General features: G+C 39.2%; 16 protein-coding genes. 13 read left to right on the top strand and 3 right to left on the bottom strand.

Annotated features, from left to right (window positions below; genetic code table 11):
- Positions 1-4 precede the first annotated feature (4 nt).
- Together recO and pdxJ are read left to right on the top strand one after the other, a co-directional pair.
- A complete protein-coding gene (gene recO / locus PALI_RS12770; protein ID WP_077537168.1) occupies positions 5-697 on the top strand; it encodes a DNA repair protein RecO in 693 nt (230 codons plus the stop codon).
- A gap of 22 nt (positions 698-719) precedes the next feature.
- The gene (gene pdxJ, locus PALI_RS12765; protein WP_193156084.1) at positions 720-1,451 is read left to right on the top strand and encodes a pyridoxine 5'-phosphate synthase; all 732 of its coding nucleotides are present in this window, start codon (positions 720-722) and stop codon (positions 1,449-1,451) included.
- A gap of 224 nt (positions 1,452-1,675) precedes the next feature.
- Here pdxJ and barA read toward each other — a convergent pair whose 3' ends face one another.
- Positions 1,676-4,462 (bottom strand): two-component sensor histidine kinase BarA, encoded by a 2,787-nt coding sequence (gene barA / locus PALI_RS12760; protein ID WP_138586626.1) that lies wholly within the window; start codon positions 4,460-4,462, stop codon positions 1,676-1,678.
- A 123-nt stretch (positions 4,463-4,585) separates the two neighbouring features.
- Here barA and rlmD point away from each other — a divergent pair, with 123 nt between their 5' ends.
- The 5 genes from rlmD to eno all read left to right on the top strand — a co-directional run bounded on the left by rlmD (position 4,586) and on the right by eno (position 12,238).
- On the top strand, positions 4,586-5,911 hold the full coding sequence (gene rlmD, locus PALI_RS12755) for a 23S rRNA (uracil(1939)-C(5))-methyltransferase RlmD (protein WP_193156083.1): 1,326 nt from the start codon (positions 4,586-4,588) through the stop codon (positions 5,909-5,911).
- 8 nt (positions 5,912-5,919) lie between these two features.
- Entirely contained in the window at positions 5,920-8,076 is a 2,157-nt protein-coding gene (gene relA / locus PALI_RS12750; RefSeq protein WP_193156082.1) for a GTP diphosphokinase, read from the top strand.
- A gap of 2 nt (positions 8,077-8,078) precedes the next feature.
- Positions 8,079-8,873, top strand: a complete 795-nt coding sequence (gene mazG, locus PALI_RS12745) for a nucleoside triphosphate pyrophosphohydrolase (protein WP_193156081.1) — start codon at positions 8,079-8,081, stop codon at positions 8,871-8,873.
- A gap of 154 nt (positions 8,874-9,027) precedes the next feature.
- The gene (locus tag PALI_RS12740; RefSeq protein ID WP_077537174.1) at positions 9,028-10,662 is read left to right on the top strand and encodes a CTP synthase; all 1,635 of its coding nucleotides are present in this window, start codon (positions 9,028-9,030) and stop codon (positions 10,660-10,662) included.
- A 277-nt stretch (positions 10,663-10,939) separates the two neighbouring features.
- Positions 10,940-12,238, top strand: coding sequence for a phosphopyruvate hydratase (eno, locus tag PALI_RS12735; protein ID WP_193156080.1), 1,299 nt, complete (start codon positions 10,940-10,942; stop codon positions 12,236-12,238).
- A gap of 215 nt (positions 12,239-12,453) precedes the next feature.
- On the opposite strand, the gene PALI_RS12730 is transcribed toward eno, so the two are convergent.
- Together PALI_RS12730 and mutH are read right to left on the bottom strand one after the other, a co-directional pair.
- On the bottom strand, positions 12,454-14,073 hold the full coding sequence (locus tag PALI_RS12730) for an IS1634 family transposase (RefSeq protein WP_193154366.1): 1,620 nt from the start codon (positions 14,071-14,073) through the stop codon (positions 12,454-12,456).
- A gap of 96 nt (positions 14,074-14,169) precedes the next feature.
- On the bottom strand, positions 14,170-14,841 hold the full coding sequence (gene mutH, locus PALI_RS12725; protein ID WP_077537176.1) for a DNA mismatch repair endonuclease MutH: 672 nt from the start codon (positions 14,839-14,841) through the stop codon (positions 14,170-14,172).
- Between the two features lie 426 nt (positions 14,842-15,267).
- Between mutH and rppH the strand changes: the two genes are divergently transcribed.
- The 6 genes from rppH (at position 15,268) to galU (ending at position 21,557) form a co-directional block, all read left to right on the top strand.
- The gene (gene rppH, locus PALI_RS12720) at positions 15,268-15,786 is read left to right on the top strand and encodes an RNA pyrophosphohydrolase (RefSeq protein ID WP_077537177.1); all 519 of its coding nucleotides are present in this window, start codon (positions 15,268-15,270) and stop codon (positions 15,784-15,786) included.
- A 25-nt stretch (positions 15,787-15,811) separates the two neighbouring features.
- Positions 15,812-18,076 (top strand): phosphoenolpyruvate--protein phosphotransferase, encoded by a 2,265-nt coding sequence (gene ptsP / locus PALI_RS12715; RefSeq protein WP_182702515.1) that lies wholly within the window; start codon positions 15,812-15,814, stop codon positions 18,074-18,076.
- Positions 18,077-18,166: 90 nt separating this feature from the next.
- Complete coding sequence (locus PALI_RS12710; protein ID WP_193156079.1) at positions 18,167-18,976, top strand: sulfite exporter TauE/SafE family protein; 810 nt, start codon at positions 18,167-18,169, stop codon at positions 18,974-18,976.
- Between the two features lie 12 nt (positions 18,977-18,988).
- Positions 18,989-19,792 carry a prolipoprotein diacylglyceryl transferase gene (gene lgt, locus PALI_RS12705; RefSeq protein WP_193156078.1) on the top strand — a complete coding sequence of 268 codons (804 nt, stop codon included), beginning with the start codon at positions 18,989-18,991 and terminating at the stop codon, positions 19,790-19,792.
- Between the two features lie 10 nt (positions 19,793-19,802).
- Entirely contained in the window at positions 19,803-20,654 is an 852-nt protein-coding gene (locus PALI_RS12700) for a thymidylate synthase (protein ID WP_193156077.1), read from the top strand.
- A gap of 21 nt (positions 20,655-20,675) precedes the next feature.
- Positions 20,676-21,557, top strand: a complete 882-nt coding sequence (galU, locus tag PALI_RS12695) for a UTP--glucose-1-phosphate uridylyltransferase GalU (protein WP_193156076.1) — start codon at positions 20,676-20,678, stop codon at positions 21,555-21,557.
- Positions 21,558-21,894: the final 337 nt, after the last annotated feature.

Here is a 21,894-nt window from a genome sequence, read left to right as displayed (position 1 = left end):
GTATATGGATAGCGATTTCTACACTGCCTATTTATTACATCGACGTCCTTATAGTGACTCGCAAGTAATGCTTGATATGTTAGTAGAAGGTGTTGGTCAGCTTAGAATGATTGCACGAATTAGTGGCCGCCAGGCCACTAAACACAAAGCCCAGTTACAACCTTTTCAACCCCTGCTTGTTCATTACAGTGGCAAGTACGATCTAAAGTACATCAATAAATTTGAGCTACACGGCGCACCACTTTTTTTAAAAGGTGATGAACTTTATTGCGGCTTTTATTTAAATGAGTTAACTAACCGGATTGTGCCTATAAACGAGCCTATAGAGCAGGTTTTTGAACTTTATAAAACACATTTAGAAAATTTAAACAGTGGTGCTAATTTACAAGCAGTGCTTCGTTCGTACGAATTTCAATTATTAGAACTACTTGGTTATGGAGTCGATTTTAGTTTTGACGCCAGTGGTGAGCCAATAGATGAAAAGCAAACGTATAGCTATTTCCCTGAGTTTGGATTTTTAGTGCAAGATGATAATCGCTCTGGTTTTAGTGGTTTACAACTAAATGCAATAGCAAATCATGACTTTAGCCAAACTGATGTGTTATATATGGCAAAACAATTAAGTCGATATTTGTTAAAGCCTTTATTAGGTAATAAGCCATTAAAAAGTCGTGAGCTATTTGCGGCTACTCAATAAACGTAATTTTACAGGTAAAATAATGAAAGATATTCTTTTGGGTGTAAACGTTGACCATATTGCAACGCTTCGCCAAGCGCGTGGAACGACTTATCCTGATCCTGCTCATGCAGCCAGTGTTGCTGAGCATGCTGGTGCTGATGGCATCACCATTCATTTACGTGAAGATCGTCGCCACATTCAAGATCGCGATGTTTATGTAATGGCTAAAACGATTCAAACACGGATGAATTTTGAAATTGCTGTTACCGATGAAATGATAAAAATAGCGCTTGAAGTAAAGCCTGAGTACGTGTGTTTAGTACCTGAAAAGCGCGAAGAGTTAACCACCGAGGGCGGCTTAGATGTAGCGGGTAATATAGATAAAATTAAAGCCGCAACAAAAACGCTTACCGATGCGGGTATTAAAGTATCGCTATTTATTGATGCGGATATTGCACAATTAGATGCGGCAAAAGTATGCGGTGCGCCTTATGTAGAAATACACACTGGCGCATATGCTGATGCAACAAATGATACTGATTTACACAAAGAGTTAGAGCATATTCGTGAAGGCGTGAAATATGCAGCCAGTATTGGCTTAATTGTAAATGCAGGACATGGCCTTCATTATCACAATGTAAAACCAATTGCAGCGATGCCAGAGATTTATGAGCTAAACATTGGCCACGCTATTATTGCCCGCGCAGCCATTGATGGTTTAGATAAAGCGGTTCGTGATATGAAACGCTTAATGCTTGAAGCACGTACTTAATTAACCTGAACTCTGGATAATAAATCTATCTCAAGCAGCTATTTTCAGCGCTAACTACGTTGAATTTACTTGCAATAGGCCAGCTATTGACGCGTAAGTTCGCCTTGTTTTCACTGAAAATCTCTGGCTAGAGAAAAATAAATTTAAATATCATTATGATTCAATATATTAGTAAATATCTTAACCAGAGTTCAGGTTAATTATTTTTTAAAAGACGCGCTTACTTATAGTGCGTCTTTTTTGCTTTTGTCATTAATTTTTGCATCAATCAATAAATTTTCAAGCTCATCTTGCAGTTCAAAAAGCTCAGGCTCAATATTATCTAAAGTACATTCACTTTTAAGTGATGTTTCTATTGTTTCAGCTAATGATTTAAGCTTTGGCACGCCTGTGTAGCAACATGCACCATGAAATTTATGAACGATAGTGAGTACTTGCTGGCAATCTTTGTCATCAATAGCTTTAATGAGTAAATTAAGGGTCTCTGGTACGCTTAACAACAGCATATTAAGCATTTCTAACGCGAGCTCACTTTTCCCACCTGCGCGCTGTAATGCAAGAGTCCAGTCAATACGATTACTTTCAAATGGTGCAGGGCTCTGTGGAGTATTCTTTTTACTTTTATCGCGATTGATTGGTGTTTGTGGGCTGTGATCGCTAATAATCTGTCTTAACATATCTTCATCAATTGGCTTTGTTAGGTAGCCTTTAAAGCCATCTTTAAGCAGCTGTTCTTTTTCACTATGCAGTGCATGAGCTGTGACGGCAATAATAGGGGTATCTTCATTCAATGATGATTCTTGTATTAGTTTGCATGCCGTGATGCCGTCCATAATCGGCATTTGAATATCCATAAAGATGACATCGTATTTATGACTTTTGCTCAAACTATAGGCCTGAGAGCCATTATGAGCTGTGTCCATTGCTTCAATTTGCTCTGCAAGTAAGGTGCAAATTAGTTTTAAGTTCGCATCGTTATCATCTACTATAAGCACTTTAAGTGGCAGTAACTGCTGCTCATTTTGTTCGATGTTATGAACAGGGTGATCAAGGCGGTAAGGCGCTGCCAGCACTTCACACAATTTGCGATGATTGAGAGGCTTACTTAAGCAGGCGTCTGCACCACTGCCAATAAATGCTTCACGCATATTATGCGAAACAGTATTTAGCATTAGATACAAGTAATCAGTTGAGTCGCGCACTGCTTTAACGTAGCTTTTTAGTCTTTGCATGTCATCAACAGACGCCATGTGTCCAATTAAGCAAACATCGTATTTAAACTCTTGATTTTTTATCGCATCTAAAAAGCTTGTTTCGTTAAAGCAAGCGGTAACATTGGTTTGCCATTGTGTTAATAACGACAACACTGCGTGATGCGTGTGTTCGTGAGGCTCTAAATATAAAATACGCTTACCAACAAGCGATTTACTAGGCAAATCATTTGTGAATACATGATTGGGTAATCTAAATATGCTGTTGAAAGTAAAGCATGTTCCGTTACCAGGCGCTGAGTTGAGTGTTATACGCCCGCTCATTGCTTCAACAATATGCTTGGTAATAATAAGCCCTAAGCCTGTTCCACCAAACTTACGCGTTATGCTTGAATCGGCTTGACCAAATGGAGTGAATAGAGAATCTTGCTTATCCATTGGGATGCCTACGCCGGTATCGGTTACGGCGACTAATACCGATGCGCGTTCTTCATCGAGTAATCGGTAACTTATATCGACTTTAATTGAGCCCTTTTCGGTGAATTTTATGGCATTACTTAAGAGGTTAATGAGTATTTGTTTAAAGCGAGTAGGGTCGCCAGTTAAATCATCAGGCACTTGTGAGTTTATATAGATTGATAACTCAAGCTGCTTATCGTGAGCACTTGGTGCTAGCAACGTCATTACTTCGTTAACAGCATCTCGTAATTGAAACTGAATTGACTCAAGTTCCATTGCGCCGGCTTCTAATTTAGAAAAGTCTAAAATATCGCTAATAATGGTCATTAGACTATTGGCTGAAAGCATAATTGTATCGAGGTAATCTTTTTGATGCTTATTAAGTGGCGTCTTATAAAGTTGGCGAGTAAAGCCCATTACCCCATTTAAGGGGGTGCGCAATTCGTGACTCATTTTGGCTAGAAAATCAGATTTAACACGGTTAGCATCTTGCGCTTCTTTTTTTGCCATTGTGAGCTCAATATTTTGAGTCTCGTATTGTTCTAGTGTTTCACGGTAGTCACTGGTTGCTTGATCTATGTTTTTTTGCATTTCATCTTTTTGCATCACCATAGTATGGGCAATAGTATTTAAACCTTCTCGAAGTAATTCAAACTCGCCAATCATACTCTCGTTTAGGCCGGTACTTCTTTTTCCTTCAACAAGCTTGTCGGTTGCGAGTACTAACTTATTAAGCGGCGTCATAAACATACGGCTTAATCTAAATGCTAAAATAGCGGCAAATATCAAAGATAAAATAATGACAATACCGCTCACTAGTAATGCTTGCTGTTGCCCTATTACAGCTTGGTCTTTGTTTAGCTGTAAAATAACCGTTCCTAACGGAGAGTGAAATGCAGATGGATCCCATTTTGAGTCATGGGTGGAGTGGTTAATAATTGGAGTGAAAAAAGTAACTAATTTTTCTGAAACTTGTATTTGAGTTGTATTTAAATTTTGCATCACTTTTTGATTAATCAACTTATCAAAAGAGCGGTGATAGTTGCTGGTCATTATTAATTGGTTATTATTATCAAAAATAGCTATGGATTTTACCGTTGGCGAATGTTTATTGTGCGTATAGCTAATTAAGCGACTGAGCAGTTGTTTGTTTTTTTCAAATAAGGGTTGCTCTAGCGCAATCGCAAGAGGCTCAGAAATTGTGGCGCCTTGCTGATATAAAATTTCATCAAGCTCAATGTAACGATTTATTGTAAAATAACCACCAAGCAATAATCCAATGATCACCGTCGGGATCAGGGTCAGTGTTAAAACAGAATCGCGTAAGCCTAATTTAGTCATAATGGGAACGTTTATCATTATTAGTATGTTTCGAGTATATACGTTTCAACACCTATTCTCAAAGCCTCTGCTATAGCAGTACATTTATTGTTTTAACCTATAACCATTTTAAGGTAATGCCAAATGGCACAAATTTTTAAAGCAAAAAAAAAGCCACTACAACAAAAGTCAGTAGTGCTTGATATTACTGCAATGGATCATCAAGGACGTGGTATCGCAAAATACAATAACAAAGTGTGTTTTGTAAGCGGTGCATTACCAAGTGAACAAGTAAAAGCAACGCTTGTTGATGATAAAGCACGTTATAGTAGTGCAATTACACACAAGGTTATTAAAGCAAGTGGTGCACGAGTAGCGCCTTTTTGTGAACACTATAATCATTGCGGCGGATGCCAATTACAGCATTTAGAGGCAAGCCAACAGGTTGCTGAAAAACAAACTGCGGTTAATCAGTTATTTGAAAAGTTCGCAAAACAAAAAAACTTAAACTGGCAAACCCCGTTATTAAGTAAATCAACACACTATAGGCGCAGTGCGCGTATTGCTGTGATGTTTGATAAAGCTGCTAAAAAAATGCGTGTGGGCTACAGAGCAAGCGGCTCAAAAAATATTGTAAGTATTAATCAATGTGCCGTGTTAAGTGAGGCATTCGCAGATATATTTACACTTTTTGATGATTTAATTAATCAATATAAGCCGCTGCACAGTATAAGCCACCTGCAATTGTGCGAAAGTGATGACCATAGCTTTGTTATTATTCGTCATACAAAAGTGATTTCTGATGAATTTAAAGCATTAGTAGAGCAGGCAGCTTCGCATTATAAGTATGACATTGTATGGCAAGGCGAGAGTGATGTCATTGAGCATTCGCATTTAGCAATGCCGTTTTACTATCTTGAAGAATTTAATCTTAAGTTTGAATTCGGTTTAGATAATTTTATCCAAGTAAATTCACAAGTTAACCAAGCTATGCTGAAGCAATCAGTAGATTGGCTTAATTTAAATGGCGATGAAAATATCTTGGATTTATTTTGCGGTATTGGCAACTTTTCGCTCGTGCTGGCAAAACAAGCAAAAACAGTAACAGGTGTAGAAGGGGTTACTTCAGCGGTTGCAATGGCGGCGCAAAATGCGCAAACTAACTCTATTGCAAATGCGCAGTTTCATTGTTTTGATTTAACGCAGAAAATTCAAAATGCGCTGTGGTTTAGTAAAGATTTAGATGTACTCGTATTAGATCCATCTCGTACTGGTGCAATGGCTGTATTGGAGCAGCTACCTTTAAAGCAGTTTAAAACAATTTTATACGTCTCTTGCGACCCTGTTACTTTAGCCCGTGACAGCGCTATTATATCGCAAGCAGGTTTTGATCTTAATAAAATAGGGCTAATGAATATGTTTCCTCATACAGGGCATATTGAAACTATGGCGTTATTTCAACGGAGGTAAAGCGCATTATGGTAGCTACACGTCAATCGCATCAACAAGATGAAACGGGGGATTTTGCCACTCGTCTAAAAGCACTCGGATTGTCTGCTGAAAAAGCTGAATTACTTAATCAGGCGCAAGCACTGTGTGTAAACTGCAATAACGAAAAGCAACAAAATACAGCCATTGAAATGGTTGAAATTTTGGCTGAGCTAAACCTTGATGCCGAATCGTTAGCGACTGCGTATTTAACACCGTATTTTTTAAATGATGTTGTGTCGCTCGACACCGTTGAAGAGTTGCTAGGTAATAACGTGGCAATACTTTTAACAGGTGTTGCGCAAATGGCCACAATTAGTACCTTATCGCATCAAGGTAAAGGGTCAGTTCAAGTCGATAATATTCGAAAAATGCTGTTAACAATGGTTGAGGATGTACGTGCGGTGGTTATTAAATTGGCTGAGCAGGTATGTCATTTACGCAACGTAAAAGATGCCGATGAAGAAGACCGTGTTATTGCTGCCAAAGAAACCGCTGATATTTTTGCCCCATTAGCAAATAGATTAGGAATAGGGCAACTAAAATGGGAGCTTGAAGATTTATCGTTCAGATACTTACGCCCAGATATATACAAAAGTATAGCTAAACAACTCGATGATAAACGTTTAGCGCGTGAAGCTTATATGGAAGATATGGTGGAGCAAGTTAAAAGCCGTTTGGGTGAGGCGGGTATTGAAGCTGAAGTTTATGGCCGGCCCAAGCATATCTACAGTATTTATAAAAAAATGGCGCAAAAAAATTACGAGTTTGATCAATTATTTGATATTCGCGCTATGCGAATTGTGGTTGAACGCTTGCAAGATTGCTACGGTGCGCTGGGTATTGTGCACACTAATTGGCGTCATCTTAATAAAGAGTTTGATGATTACGTTGCTACGCCCAAACAAAATGGCTATCAATCTATTCATACCGTGGTATTTGGCCCTGAAGGTAAAACGGTAGAAATACAAATTCGCACTCAAGACATGCATCAAGATGCAGAGCTAGGTGTTGCAGCGCATTGGATATATAAAGAAGGTGCACTGCCTGGACGTGGCTCCGGTTATGAGCAAAAAATAAGCTGGCTGCGTAAACTACTGCAATGGCAAGAAGAAGTCGTTGATGGTGTCGATTTAGCTGAAGAGCTTAAAAATCAAGTAGTCGAAGACCGCGTGTACATATTTACCCCAAGCGGCGATATTATCGATTTACCCCTTGGCGCAACACCGCTTGATTTTGCTTACTATATTCATTCGAACGTTGGTCATCGTTGTATTGGTGCTAAAGTGTTTGGCAAAATAGTGCCATTTACGCATCAGCTTACAACTGGAGATCAAGTAGAAATACTTACCCAAAAGCAACCTAATCCTAGTCGTGATTGGTTAAACCCTTCATTAGGTTACATCAAATCGTCGCGTGCTAGAGCTAAAATACATCACTGGTTTAAACAACTCGATCGGGATAAAAACCTCAGTGCAGGTAAAGATATTCTTGATAACGAGCTGCAAAAGCTGGGTTTAAATTATAAAGACTTAGCACCCGCGATTAAGCGTTTTAATTTTAAAGAGCTTGATGACTTAATGGTTGCCATTGGCGCGGGAGATGTGCGTCTAAATCAAATGCTTAACTTTGTTACCGATCGTACAGAAGACGAGCCGGTAATACGTTTTAAAAATCCGACTAAAGTAAGCGGCGATAAAAATGGCATTGTAGTGGATGGCGTTGGTAGCTTAATGAGTCACGTGGCTAAGTGTTGTCGTCCAGTACCTGGTGATGCAATTATTGGTTATATTACTCAAGGACGTGGTATTGGCGTACATAAAGATGATTGCGATTCGTTTAATAACTTAAAAGAGCAGCATCCTGAGCGTGTGCTTTCTGTTAGTTGGTCTGATGATATAAACGGCTCGTACGCATTGAGTATTAAAATAGAAGCCACCGACCGTTCTGGGTTAATACGCGATATAAGCTCAGTGTTAGCAAATGAAAAAGTAAACGTACTTAATATGAATGTAAACACGGTAACAGATAATCAATTAGCAATTTTTACTATGCAAATAGAAGTGCATGATTTATCGGGGACCAACCGTGTTCTTTCGAAATTGCATCAAATAGAAGGTGTTCATGACGCCAAGCGTGGTCATTAAACATGAATGATAATACAGCACTTACGCAACTTCTTAGCATAATGAAAACACTGCGAGATCCCAAAAGCGGTTGCCCGTGGGATCTCAAGCAAGATTTTAAATCTATTGTGCCGCATACATTAGAAGAAGCTTATGAAGTGGCTGACTGTATTGAGTCAGGCAACTTAGGTGAGCTTAAAGGTGAATTGGGTGACTTGTTATTTCAAATCGTGTTTTATGCGCAATTAGCCCAAGAACAAAACTTATTTGATTTTAACGATGTAATTGAGCAACTAAACACTAAACTTACTCGTCGTCACCCGCATGTATTTGGTGATAAAAAAGAGCTAACAGACGAGCAATTATCACGGCAGTGGCAAGTAATAAAAGCACAAGAACGCAGTGCTAGAGCACAAACAAAATCCCCTTCTTTTTGGCAAGATATTCCAGCTAATATGCCGAGTTTAAGTAAAGCTAAAAAAATCCAACAACGTGTGGCTTCTCTTGGTTTTGATTGGCCAACGTATCATGGTGCGCTTGATAAAGTGAGCGAAGAAGTACTTGAGGTAAAAGAAGCGATTGAGCAAGACCCGTTATCTGATCACACAGCGGAAGAGCTCGGCGACTTACTTTTTGCCACTGTTAATGTTGTACGCCATGTTAAACGAGACCCCGAACAACTGCTTCGTAGCGCTAATGATAAGTTTTCAGCGCGTTTTGAAAAGGTAAATGCTTATTTGCATGTGCAAGGCAAAAGTTTAGATACAGCCACCTTTGAAGAAATGGATCGGGCATGGGATGCGATTAAAAAATTGTAATAAAATTATGCACATTTTTTGTGCGCACATTTACTATTTTTAGCTGGATTGATAAGCCGTGTTTTGGTACAATTTCGCCCCGTCTTGATGATATACCCTTAGGCTCTTCTTTGGGTGTTATATTCCTTTTAATTCCTGATATTCTAGGGTTCGCATGAGTACAAAATTTATCTTCGTTACTGGCGGAGTTGTTTCTTCGTTGGGTAAAGGTATTGCCGCAGCTTCACTGGCCGCTATTTTAGAAGCCCGTGGTTTAAATGTTACTATTTTAAAGCTGGATCCTTACATCAACGTTGACCCAGGCACAATGAGCCCAATTCAACACGGTGAAGTTTACGTTACAGAAGACGGCGCAGAAACTGACCTTGATTTAGGTCACTATGAACGTTTTATTCGCACCAAAATGACTAGTCGTAATAACTTCACACAAGGCCGTGTATATGAAGACGTATTACGTCGCGAGCGCCGAGGTGAATACCTAGGTGCAACTATTCAGGTTATTCCACATATCACTAACGATATTAAGCAACGTGTTTACGACGGTGCTGAAGGTTATGATATTGCTATTGTCGAAATTGGCGGCACTGTAGGTGATATAGAATCACAACCGTTTATTGAAGCAATTCGTCAGATGGGAACTGAAATTGGCCGTGAACGCGCGCTATTTATTCACTTAACGTTAGTGCCATTTTTAGGCCCTGCGGGCGAAGTGAAAACAAAACCAACTCAGCACTCTGTAAAAGAATTACGCTCAGTCGGTATTCAACCAGATATTCTTATTTGTCGTTCAGATCGTAAATTGCCAAATAATGAACGTGCAAAAATCTCATTATTTACAAACGTAGAAGAAAAAGCGGTTATTTCATTACCAGATGTAGACAGCATTTATAAAATTCCAGCGCTTTTAAAATCGCAAGAGCTAGATAACTTTGTATGTCGTCGTTTCCACCTAGATCCACCAGAGGCTGATTTAGCAGAGTGGGAACAAGTACTTTATCAAGAGTCTAACCCAACAGGTGAAGTGACTATTGGTATGGTCGGTAAATACATTGAATTACCAGATGCATATAAATCGGTTAATGAAGCATTAAAGCATGCAGGTCTTAAAAACCGTTTAACAATTAATATTGAATATGTAGATTCACAAGATCTTGAAAGTAAAGGTGTTGAGTTACTATCGCATTTAGATGCTATTTTAGTACCAGGCGGCTTTGGTGGTCGTGGTGTTGAAGGTAAAATATTAGCGGCTAAATATGCCCGTGAGAACAAAGTGCCTTACTTAGGTATTTGTTTAGGAATGCAAGTTGCGCTAATTGAATACGCACGAAATGTTGCTGGCCTTAGCGATGCTAACTCAACAGAGTTTAATGCAAAATCAGCAGCACCGGTAGTAGGTCTAATTACGGAGTGGTTAGATGCAGAAGGCAACGTTGAAACACGTAGCGAAAAATCTGACTTAGGTGGCACTATGCGTTTAGGCGCACAAAAATGTCACTTAACACCTGGCTCTAAAGTGCATGAAGTATACGGTAGTGACGAAATTGTTGAGCGCCATCGCCACCGCTACGAAGTTAACAATAACTTTGTAGAGCAATTAGAAAAAGCAGGTTTAAGCTTTACTGGTTTATCGGAAGATAAAAAACTGGTAGAAATTATCGAGAATAAAGATCACCCTTGGTTTATTGCCGCGCAATTCCACCCGGAATTTACGTCAACACCACGTGATGGTCATCCGCTATTTGAAGGGTTTGTAGCCGCAGCTCATATCCATCAAAAAGCGAATTCGTAATTTAAAAGAGGCCGTGCATATTGCACGGCTTTTTTGTTTTAAGGGCTGACTAATACCAACGTTATTAAAAAAATGAGCATTGTATCGCATTAAGTAACTCACTCACTGCGTTAAAAATTACTCATATAGAACAATTATATGTCATAATTTCTGGCTTGTTATTGAGCTGTTTTCTTAGCGCTATAATAGCTCACTAATTTAATGCAATTGGTATAAACTATACAAAACATAGTAAAGTTAGTTGAAATCACCATTTTGGGAATATAGAGGAATCAAGATGTCAAAAATCGTAAAAGTAATTGGTCGCGAAATTATGGACTCGCGTGGTAACCCAACTGTTGAAGCTGATGTACATTTAGCTGATGGTTCATGGGGCCGTGCTGCAGCACCCTCTGGTGCGTCTACAGGTACTCGCGAAGCATTAGAGTTACGTGATGGTGATAAAACTCGTTATTTAGGTAAAGGCGTATTAAAAGCAGTTGGTTATATTAACAAAGAAATTGCTGACGCTTTAGCTGGTCAAAATGCATTAGAGCAAAGCGCTGTTGATAAAGTGATGCTGGATTTAGATGGTACTGAAAATAAAGAAAAATTAGGTGCCAATGCAATCTTAGCTGTATCACTTGCGATAGCTAAAGCCGCTGCACAATCTAAAAAAGTTGAGCTTTACGAACACATTGCTGATTTAAACGGTACACCCGGTGTTTACTCAATGCCACTGCCAATGATGAATATCATCAATGGTGGTGAACACGCAGATAACTCGGTAGATATTCAAGAGTTCATGGTTCAGCCAGTTGGTGCTAAAAACTTTCGTGAAGCACTACGCATGGGCGCTGAAATATTCCATAGCCTTGCAAAAGTACTTAAAGCAGAAGGTCACTCAACATCTGTGGGTGATGAAGGCGGTTTTGCACCAAATCTAGCATCTAACGAAGCTGCACTTGCTGCAATTAAAGTGGCAGTTGCAAATGCAGGCTACGAGCTAGGTAAAGACATTACACTTGCATTAGATTGTGCTGCATCTGAGTTTTACGACAAAGAAGCAAATATCTACGACCTTAAAGGTGAAGGTAAAAAGTTCACTTCTGAAGAATTTAACTTCTTCTTAAAAGATCTAACTGAGCAGTACCCAATCGTATCTATTGAAGATGGTCTTGATGAGTCTGATTGGGATGGCTTTGCACACCAAACTAAACTAATGGGTGATAAAATCCAATTAGTTGGTGACGATTTATTTGTAACAAACACTAAGATTTTAAAACGCGGTATCGACAACGGTATTGCAAACTCAATCTTAATCAAGTTTAACCAAATCGGTTCTTTAACTGAAACGTTAGCTGCAATTAAAATGGCTAAAGACGCTGGTTTTACGGTTGTTATTTCTCATCGTTCAGGCGAGACAGAAGATTCAACCATTGCTGATTTAGCAGTGGGTACTGCGGCAGGTCAAATTAAAACGGGTTCATTGAGCCGATCTGACCGTGTTGCTAAGTACAACCAATTGCTACGTATTGAAGAGCAATTAGGTGATAAAGCACCGTACAACGGTTTAAAAGAAGTTAAAGGTCAGTAATTCTATTTTATATAGAATTTGATTTTTAGTTTAGACTGTAAAATCCTCGCATAGCGGGGATTTTTTATGCCAGATACTTTACTCAAAAAGATGAGTACAAGTTGTAGGCGTTAAGCTTGCTGACGCGAGCACGCAGTGCGAAAAGAGGGTACCCACAAAAATGGCTCAACAATTAATATTTTATAACACACTTAAAGCAGGCATTGATCAGACCCCTAGGCAACTTTTTGGATTTTATATAAATTCAACGCATGTCCACCAATGAGCCTTATTATTTTTTCCCTGAACTCATCAAAACCATCCAAGCTGATTTTGTCGCCTTGCTGGAGTAGATTAATTCCCTCAAAACACTGAAAGACCCAACGTAATGTTGGGTTAGATATTTCTTTATTGATTTGATTCGCTATCGTGGCTTTTTCTTTTTTCATATTCGCTCTCATTCGTCTTTGCGCAATTGAATAAACTAACAATGAAAGTGTCATCACCATCAACAGAGCATCTATTCTACTTGGCTTTTTGATAAATAATGATGAAACAAAAAACAAGGGGTCTTTTAAAAACCTAAACCCTTTTTCTACTTCAGATTGTGCTTTGTAATGCTTAAGTAAACCTACTGGTGAAAGGGCTTCTTTATCAATATTCGTTGCTAATACGAAGCATGACTTTTGTTCTACAATCTGTTTTATTGCGGTTTCGTTTTCTTCAATTTCTGCCGTGATTTGCCATTCAATATTTTTTACTGGCGCATCTTTTTTAGGTCGCCCTTTACCTTCATAGACTTTATGCTTAATAAATTGCTGAGTCGCTATTTGATGATGCTTCATCTTTTTCGCTAATTTATCTAATGCGCGTTGTGCGTCAGTTTGACAAGCGAAACGTTGAGCTTGTAAATGGAAGAGGTCTTTTTTGATGCCTGTGTGTGCTCGCTCAACTTGTCGAACAATGCTTTTTTGTGCTCGGCTATTAGCTGCTTTTGAATAAATAATCATCCATCTTTGCTCTATCCCCATATGATCAACCTCTTCAATAACATATTGATAATTATCATCAATATTAACCCATTGGTTGGCTGCTATGGCTGTACTTATAGAGGATTTTTCAAGAGAAATTGTTGAAGGTACTAGCGTGAGAAATTGAATTTTGGTTAAAAACTCAGCATTACTTTTATGATAAAGTTTACAGTCTGCCACAAGGTATTTAGGAGCTTGGCTTTTTGTGAACTCATCAACAAGCGCCTTACTTCGCGCTTTAAAAATAGCGGTGTCTGCGCTGTTACCATCCCAGTTTTTACATGCAAGCGGGATCCCACCATCTTGGCTAACAATGATTTCTTGTACGACTTGTTTTAAATCAGGACGGTGAGCCTTGCTATAGCCATGAGTAATTTTAATGACATTTTCATCACTATCTCCATCATCAAAAGCATATTCACCTGTCAGTGAATGACTCGTTGTATCAAGTGATTCAAAGGTTTTATCAACTTGCTCTATTTCACATGCTTGTCCGGAGACTAATGAAAATAAGCTTTCACAGCCAAACTCGAAGCATTGATCGAGAGTTCTACCAAGTTTGTGACGATTAAAATGTGATGCTTGAACCCCTTCACGAAATAAATGTTCAAGAGGCAAGTTAGTAAAAAATTGAGGGCTGAGTGATAAAGGTCGATTGGCAAAACCGAGTCCATTCATGATCATGCCTTTTACAGCTTCACCGGGGGTGATTTCTTGTTTATCGTCTTGAGGTAAGTATTGATCTAAAAGGCTGACAATTTTTAAGTCTTCTATAATACCTGAAACAATACCGTGATGGTCTAACCGTTTGATTTTTAGATTCATATACACCTCAAAGTTGAGATGTTATTTTATCAAATTAAAGAGAATTAAGCGTTTAAATTAAATCGAAATTTTTGAAATTGGTCTGATCAATGTCTGTTAAAGCTGAAACTGCTGCTTTAAAATATCACCAGTAAAGCTTGTTTTTAAATAAAACCCACGGGGTAGGGTTTTAATTATTTGCCCATTAGGACCAATGGCATCGGTTACTATTTTACTATGGGCGGCTTTTGGCCGAATTTGCATTGCATCACCTAAATGACCTGATATTTCATCAACTCTACCCAGTGCAATAAGCTCCATTTGCTCTTCCCAGTCACGCTGTAATAAAGCGTCTTGTTCTGGTGTGGGCTGCCATAAAAAGCCACTGCCAATTGTTCTATCAAATGGTGCTATATCGCGCTCACTTAAAATGGGTAACCACAGAACATGGTTTAGCTTTTTACGCACACTGCTAGCATGCCATGTCATTCCTGTAACATTCACTAATGGTGTGACCGATACAAATGTTGTTTCTAGCGGTTTTCCTTTGTATGAAATTGGCAGTGTTTTTAGCTCAATGCCTAGATCTTCAAAATCAGGAAGGGGTTTAGAGCCTGCTGTCGCGCCTAAAACATATTCTATTAGTTGACCCGTCCAGCCTTTTTCTCGTAATAAATCATCCGGTGTTTTGAAATTATATTCATTCGCTAATTGGCCAAGCGTAAGCCCTGCAATATTATTAACCCGCTTTATTAGATCATTAATTGAATGTGGTTTTGTTGGTCGCATATTACTAATTTAGGTTGAATAAATACCATTGCCATGATAGCAAATCAGCTAAGCCGTGGATATCTTTGCGTTTGTGTGTTTTTTGTACATGGTGTCGGTGGTGCAATTTTGCACACGATAAAAAGTGCTCTAATTAACTTAAGTGACTGAACTGCTTTGTAATTTTGTATTTTGCTATTCATCTGTAATTAAGTCTGAATAGAGTTATAGGGATAAATACAGATGTATGAACAAGTTTATCCACAGAATCTGTGGAGAAAGTCGTTTTTTAGATCCTATATTGTGGATTTGTTTGCAAAATGAGCGTGTTTTACAAAAGTTATGCACAAGCTGTGGGTAAGCAGAGTAAAACTCGTAATAGTATTTGCCGTATTGCGGGTTATGTGGAACAATCATAAAAAATCGACTTACAAATGAGGCACTAAGGTGATTGATGCCGAAGGTTTTCGTGCCAATGTCGGAATTGTAATTTGCAATAATCAGGGACAGGTCTTTTGGGCTAGACGTTATGGACAGCATTCTTGGCAATTTCCCCAAGGTGGTGTGGATGACGGCGAAACGCCAGAACAAACCATGTACCGTGAATTACACGAAGAAGTAGGGTTGCGACCAGAAGATGTAGAAATAGTCGCAAGCTCAAAACATTGGTTACGCTATAAATTACCCAAACGATTAATCCGCCGAGACTCAAGTCCGGTGTGTATTGGGCAAAAACAAAAATGGTTTTTATTAAAATTACGTTGTGAAGACGAAGATGTAAATTTACTTAAAACTCATCATCCTGAGTTTGATGATTGGCGCTGGGTCAGTTATTGGTACCCTGTAAGGCAGGTTGTATCGTTTAAACGGGATGTTTATCGACGCGTAATGAAAGAGTTTGCTCCTTTTGCGATGCCTTTTAATAAGCGAGAACAACATAAAGATCATTGGCGAAATAAAAGGTAGTTAACTAAGAATAGAGGAGCAGAATATGCTGGCTACACTCAGAGCTATTGTTGAGTCTGTTTCGCGACAAGCGAATTTAGACAGTGCTTTAGTGTGCTTTGTGCAAATGGTGAAAGATGCCATGAAAACCCAGTGCTGCTCTATTTATTTTGCTGATTACAGTCAAGATAACTTTATACTTATGGCTACCGAAGGGTTAAACCCTGATGCGGTTGGTAAGTTTAGAATAGGTTTTACAGAAGGTTTAGTGGGCCTCGTTGCACAGCGTGAAGAGCCAATTAATATCGCATTTGCTAAATCTCATCCACGATTTAAGCTCTCCCCAGAAGTGAATGAAGAAGGTTATAATGCTTTTTTATCTGTGCCAGTAGTGCATCAAAAAAAAGTATTAGGCGTTATTGTCGTTCAACAAAAAGTCGCTCGTGTATTTAGTCAAGACGAAGAATCGTTTTTAATTACACTTTCAGCGCAACTTGCTTCACAGTTAGCTCACGCAGAAATAAAAGAAGTACTACGTCAAGAAGAGTCATCTCATCAAACATCCGTTTTAAAAGGCGTATCAAGCGCACCAGGTATAGGAATTGGACAAGCATTTGTACTACTTCCCAAGCTTGATTTTAAATCGATTGAACTGCAAAAAAATAGCGATGTAGTAGAGCAACAGCGTTTATTTACGCAAGCAGTGGCTGCTACGCGCAAAGAGTTTAATACCCTATCAATGACGTTAAGTGATTCTATTCCACAAGAAGCACTCGCGGTATTTGATGTATACCAACAACTGCTTGATGCTAAAAGTTTAGGCCATAACGTAGAAATACAATTACAACAAGGCTGGTGTGCTAAGAGTGCATTAAAAATTGTAATAGAGCGTTTAATATCGCAATTTAACGCTATGCAAGACCCGTATATAAAAGAACGTGCTGTTGATGTTAAAGATATTGGTTTGCGAGTACTACATCATCTTGTAAACACAGAGCGTGCAGTAAAAGATTACCCATCAAATACAATACTTATCGCCAGTACGGTAACGCCTGCAATGCTGGCTGAAGTGCCTAAAGGATGTTTATCGGGGGTTGTCAGTGTTAGTGGCTCGGTCAATAGCCATGCGTCTATTTTAACGCGTGCAATGGGGATCCCTGCCATTTGGGGAATAGAAGATTTACCTTTGTTGCAGTTTAATGGCAAAACGATGATTTTAGATGCGTTTGCTGGGCGTTTATATATATCGCCTTCGCAAATGCTGGTTGATGAATATACGCGGTTGCAATATCAAGACAGCTTGCTTAATAACCGTTTTTTAAAAGAGCAATACTCAGAAGCGGTGACACTTGATGGTAAGCATATTAGTTTACGTTTAAACGCGGGGCTTGAGCTTAATACAGAGCAAAGCAGCGTTGATGTTTGTGATGGAGTTGGGCTTTACCGTACTGAAGCATGGTTTATGCAAAAGGGGCAGTTTCCTTCGCAACTAGAGCAAGAAAACTGGTATCGAGAAGTCCTAACAAGCTATTACCCAAAACCAGTGGTTATGCGCACGTTAGACATAGGTGGCGATAAAGTACTCGATTACTTTAATTTTACCGAAGAAAACCCGTTTTTAGGTTGGCGCGGTATTCGTATAAGCCTAGATCATCCCGAGCTATTTTTAGATCAACTCAAGGCCATGCTTAAAGCCAATATGGGGTTGGGTAACTTAAAAATTATGCTCCCGATGATCAGTGGCACTGAAGAAGTTGATGAATCACTTGCTTTATTTGAGCAAGCCTATTTTGAACTTAGTGAAAAATACCCAGCGCAAGTGATAGAAAAGCCCGCAGTGGGTATTATGCTTGAAGTACCATCGAGCCTATTTATGATCCCTGAATGGTCTAAAAAAGTCGATTTTTGCTCTGTTGGCAGTAACGATTTAACACAATATTTATTAGCGGTTGATAGATCAAATGCACGGGTTGCACAGTTATTTAACCCATATCACCCAGCAGTGCTCAGAGCGTTAAAGCAAATAGCGTCTGATTGCGAATACCATCAGATGCCATTTAGCTTATGCGGAGAGCTTGGTGGTGATCCCGAAGGCGCTATTTTACTTATTGCTATGGGATATAGGCGTTTAAGTATGAATTTATCGTCACTCAATAAAGTTAGGTGGGTGGTCAGGCGTTTAAATGCAAGTGACATGAAAACATTACTGGCAGCATGCTTAGCCCAGTCTAGTGCAAAACAGGTATTGCGCTTAACGCGCAACTTTATGATCGAGCACGGGCTTGGTGATTTGTTTTACACTCCCAAATAATAACGTATGGTCAAATAACTTTAATACACGGATGCTATTGTTTATATAATCCTTTAATATACACATCTCCAAAGGGTATTTGAGATCACTATGTATGACTTAGGGTTGTTGGTCGCAAGCTGCGCACTACTAGGCTGTATTGTCGGTTTTTTAGCCGGTTTATTAGGCATTGGTGGCGGTTTAATTATTGTGCCTGTACTTAGCGCTATGCTGCTCTCATTTGATGTAACGTCAGCGGATCATGTACTTGTGATTGCTATTGCAACATCGCTTGCCTCTATTTTATTTACCTCAACTTCTTCAGCGCTGGCTCATCATAAAAATGATAATGTGCCTTGGAGCATTGCCCCGTGGGTTATGTCGGGAGTCGGTCTCGGTGCGCTTATTAGTGGTTTTGCGGCAAGTTTTATTCCAGAGCAAATATTACGTATAGTGTTTGCTGCAAGTGTCGTTTTTATTGCAACAAGAATGGTGCTCTCTACACGCAATAAGCCGCTGTCAGAAAAGCCACTACCAGCGGGTCCTATTTTAGGTGCGTTTTCGGCAATCATGGGTGGCTTATCAGGATTAATCGGTATTGGCGGTGGGGCACTTATCGTTCCTATGCTTAATTACTTTTCGGTTGATATTAAAAAAGCAATTGGTTGTGCCGCTGCATGTGGAATTGTTATCGCATTTTTTGGCTCTATTGGCTACATAAGTGCAGGCTGGCAGGTTACAGATTTAGAACATGGTTTTGCTGGGTTTGTGTATCTTCCAGCATTATTTGGGATTGTAATTACATCGTGGTTTGTTGCGCCTATAGGGGCTAAAGCAACACATTACTTACCTGTAAATACAATAAAGAAAATTTTCGCGGTGCTGCTAGTGGTTATCGCAATTAGAATGATTTTTAGCTAAAGGTTTATTTTTATGGCACTTGAGTTTCCTCAAATTGATCCAATTATTTTTTCAGTTGGACCGCTAAGCGTGCGCTGGTACGGATTAATGTATTTAATAGGTTTTGCGTTTGCAATGTGGTTTGCTAACCGTCAAGCATCAAAACCAAACTCTGGTTGGACTAAAGACCAAGTCAGCGATTTACTCTTTTATGGCATGTTAGGTGTAATACTTGGCGGGCGTATTGGTTATGTGCTGTTTTATCAGTTTAGTTATTTTATAGAAAACCCACTGTATCTATTTAGAATAGATCAGGGAGGGATGTCGTTTCATGGCGGAACGTTAGGCGTGATCACTGCGGTTGCTATTTTTTCGTGGACGCGTAAAAAATCACTTCTTCAAGTCGGCGATTTTGTTGCACCATTGGTCCCAGTCGGATTGTTAGCTGGGCGAATTGGTAACTTTATTAACGGTGAGCTGTGGGGGCGAGTTTCAGATGTGCCATGGGCAATGGTATTTCCAACCGGCGGTCCTCTTGCGCGTCACCCATCGCAGCTCTACGAAGCGTTTTTTGAAGGCTTAGTATTGTTTTTAATAATGCTGTGGTTTATTAAAAAGCCTCGCCCAGCAGGTAGTGTCGCGGGTGTGTTTTTACTAGGTTATGGCGTGTTTAGGTTTTGCATTGAATATTTCCGTCAGCCGGATGCGCAGTTAGGATTATTTGCCGACTTTATTTCAATGGGGCAAATACTTTCACTTCCTATGATAATAGGTGGTTTAGGCTTATTAATTTGGGCATATAAACAACCACCACAAGTAACGGCAGCTAAGGCATAACAAGAAAAACATGAAACAATATTTAAAATTATGTCAGCGCATCGTTGACGAAGGACAGTGGGTAGAAAACAAACGTACGGGCACACGTTGTTTAACCGTTATTAATGCTGATTTAGAATACGATGTTGCTAATAATCAATTTCCGATGATTACCACGCGTAAAAGCTACTATAAAGCGGCGATTGCTGAGTTATTAGGTTACTTACGTGGTTACGACAGTGCCGAGCAGTTTCGTGATATCGGTTGTAAAACATGGGATGCTAACGCAAACGATAACAAGGCATGGCTCAATAACCCTCACCGTAAAGGCGAGGATGACATGGGCCGAGTGTATGGCGTACAAGGTCGTGCTTGGCAACGACCAGATGGTTCAACGCTTGACCAGCTTGCTAAAGTAATTAACAACTTAAAAAACGGTATCGATGATCGCGGTGAAATAATTTCGTTTTATAATCCCGGTGAATTTGAGCTGGGTTGTTTGCGCCCGTGTATGCATACGCATACGTTTTCATTACTTGGTGATACGTTATATTTAACGTCGTATCAGCGCAGCTGTGATGTGCCACTTGGCCTAAATTTCAATCAAATTCAGTGTTTTGTATTATTAGCGCTAGTGGCTCAAATTACTGGTCATAAAGCGGGTAAGGCTTACCACAAAATTGCCAATGCACACATATACGAAAACCAACTTGAGTTAATGCACGATGTACAGCTAACACGAGAACCGTTTGCGTCACCTCAGTTAAAAATAAATCCAAAAATTAAATCATTAGAAGATATCGAAACGTGGGTAACACGAGACGACTTTGAAGTCGTTGGTTATCAATGCCACGAAGCAATTCAATACCCATTTTCAGTATAATAAAAGATTAAGGAAAACATAATGAAAGCAGTGATCCCAGTAGCGGGCCTTGGTACTCGCATGTTACCAGCCACAAAAGCAATTCCTAAAGAAATGCTTCCTGTAGTAGATCGTCCTTTAATTCAGTACGTAGTAAACGAAGCCGTGAGTGCAGGTATTAAAGAAATAGTATTAGTAACGCATTCAAGTAAAAATTCAATCGAAAATCACTTCGATACCAGCTTTGAATTAGAGGCGACTTTAGAAAAACGTGTTAAGCGGCAACTACTTGCCGAGGTGCAAGCCATTTGCCCTAAAGACGTAACAATAATACACGTACGCCAAGGTGAAGCTAAAGGTCTTGGGCATGCAATTAGCTGCGCCGCGCCTATTATTGGTGATGAACCGTTTGTGGTTATATTACCGGATGTAATTATTGATGATGTAGAAAGTAATCTTAAAAAAGACAACCTTGCTGAAATGATTACGCGCTTTAAAGAAACCCAGCATAGCCAAATTATGGTAGAGCCTGTGCCAATGGCGCAAGTGAATCAGTTTGGTGTGGTTGATTTAGGAGATGTTGATTTACAACAAGGTGAAAGCTCACCTATTTTGAATATGGTAGAAAAGCCACCGGTTGACGAAGCACCATCAAACTTAGCTGTTGTAGGGCGTTATGTATTAAGTAAAAATATTTGGCCGTTACTGGCAAAAACTCCGCAAGGTGCGGGCGATGAAATTCAGCTAACAGATGCTATTGCAATGTTAATGGAACACGAAAAAGTAGACGCATACGCAATTAAAGGCCGTAGCCATGATTGTGGAAGCAAAATTGGCTATTTAAAGGCAACTATTGAGTTTGCCCTTCGTCGTGATGAATTTGCTGGCGAGTTGAGAACATTTATTAAAACATTGGTAAAATAATGTCTTAATTTAAAAAGCGCCAAACATGGCGCTTTTTTTATTATTAGCACATAACATTAAACGTCTTATACCAATCTGCTTATATATGGGGTCTATTTAACGTTAAAAAAATTACGCTTGTTCTAAATAAAAAATTTTTAACGACGTTATAGTGCAATTTAATTCGTTAAATTGATCAAAGATTTATGCAGTTTGGTATTAGTATCTGGCTGGCTTGGCAAAACCTGACTAACGGCATTAAATTTTCAATATGAAATACTTCATGCCTCAATTTTCCTGACACCATATTTAAATGTAATTGCACGATAATACTAATCACAATGTTATTGGCACTTTT

It is taken from the genome of Pseudoalteromonas aliena SW19 (assembly GCF_014905615.1).
GTDB classification, from domain to species: domain Bacteria; phylum Pseudomonadota; class Gammaproteobacteria; order Enterobacterales; family Alteromonadaceae; genus Pseudoalteromonas; species Pseudoalteromonas aliena.
The sequence above is the reverse complement of the archived record's forward strand: the minus strand, read 5'-3'. Positions and strand labels throughout refer to the sequence as shown.

Excerpts from the sequence above, each read along its gene's own strand:
- recO (WP_077537168.1), top strand. The coding sequence starts at position 5 with ATGGATAGCGATTTCTACACTGCCTATTTATTACATCGACGTCCTTAT.
- pdxJ (WP_193156084.1), top strand. The coding sequence starts at position 720 with ATGAAAGATATTCTTTTGGGTGTAAACGTTGACCATATTGCAACGCTT.
- barA (WP_138586626.1), bottom strand. The coding sequence starts at position 4,462 with ATGACTAAATTAGGCTTACGCGATTCTGTTTTAACACTGACCCTGATC.
- rlmD (WP_193156083.1), top strand. The coding sequence starts at position 4,586 with ATGGCACAAATTTTTAAAGCAAAAAAAAAGCCACTACAACAAAAGTCA.
- relA (WP_193156082.1), top strand. The coding sequence starts at position 5,920 with ATGGTAGCTACACGTCAATCGCATCAACAAGATGAAACGGGGGATTTT.
- mazG (WP_193156081.1), top strand. The coding sequence starts at position 8,079 with ATGAATGATAATACAGCACTTACGCAACTTCTTAGCATAATGAAAACA.
- PALI_RS12740 (WP_077537174.1), top strand. The coding sequence starts at position 9,028 with ATGAGTACAAAATTTATCTTCGTTACTGGCGGAGTTGTTTCTTCGTTG.
- eno (WP_193156080.1), top strand. The coding sequence starts at position 10,940 with ATGTCAAAAATCGTAAAAGTAATTGGTCGCGAAATTATGGACTCGCGT.
- PALI_RS12730 (WP_193154366.1), bottom strand. The coding sequence starts at position 14,073 with ATGAATCTAAAAATCAAACGGTTAGACCATCACGGTATTGTTTCAGGT.
- mutH (WP_077537176.1), bottom strand. The coding sequence starts at position 14,841 with ATGCGACCAACAAAACCACATTCAATTAATGATCTAATAAAGCGGGTT.
- ptsP (WP_182702515.1), top strand. The coding sequence starts at position 15,812 with ATGCTGGCTACACTCAGAGCTATTGTTGAGTCTGTTTCGCGACAAGCG.
- PALI_RS12710 (WP_193156079.1), top strand. The coding sequence starts at position 18,167 with ATGTATGACTTAGGGTTGTTGGTCGCAAGCTGCGCACTACTAGGCTGT.
- lgt (WP_193156078.1), top strand. The coding sequence starts at position 18,989 with ATGGCACTTGAGTTTCCTCAAATTGATCCAATTATTTTTTCAGTTGGA.
- PALI_RS12700 (WP_193156077.1), top strand. The coding sequence starts at position 19,803 with ATGAAACAATATTTAAAATTATGTCAGCGCATCGTTGACGAAGGACAG.
- galU (WP_193156076.1), top strand. The coding sequence starts at position 20,676 with ATGAAAGCAGTGATCCCAGTAGCGGGCCTTGGTACTCGCATGTTACCA.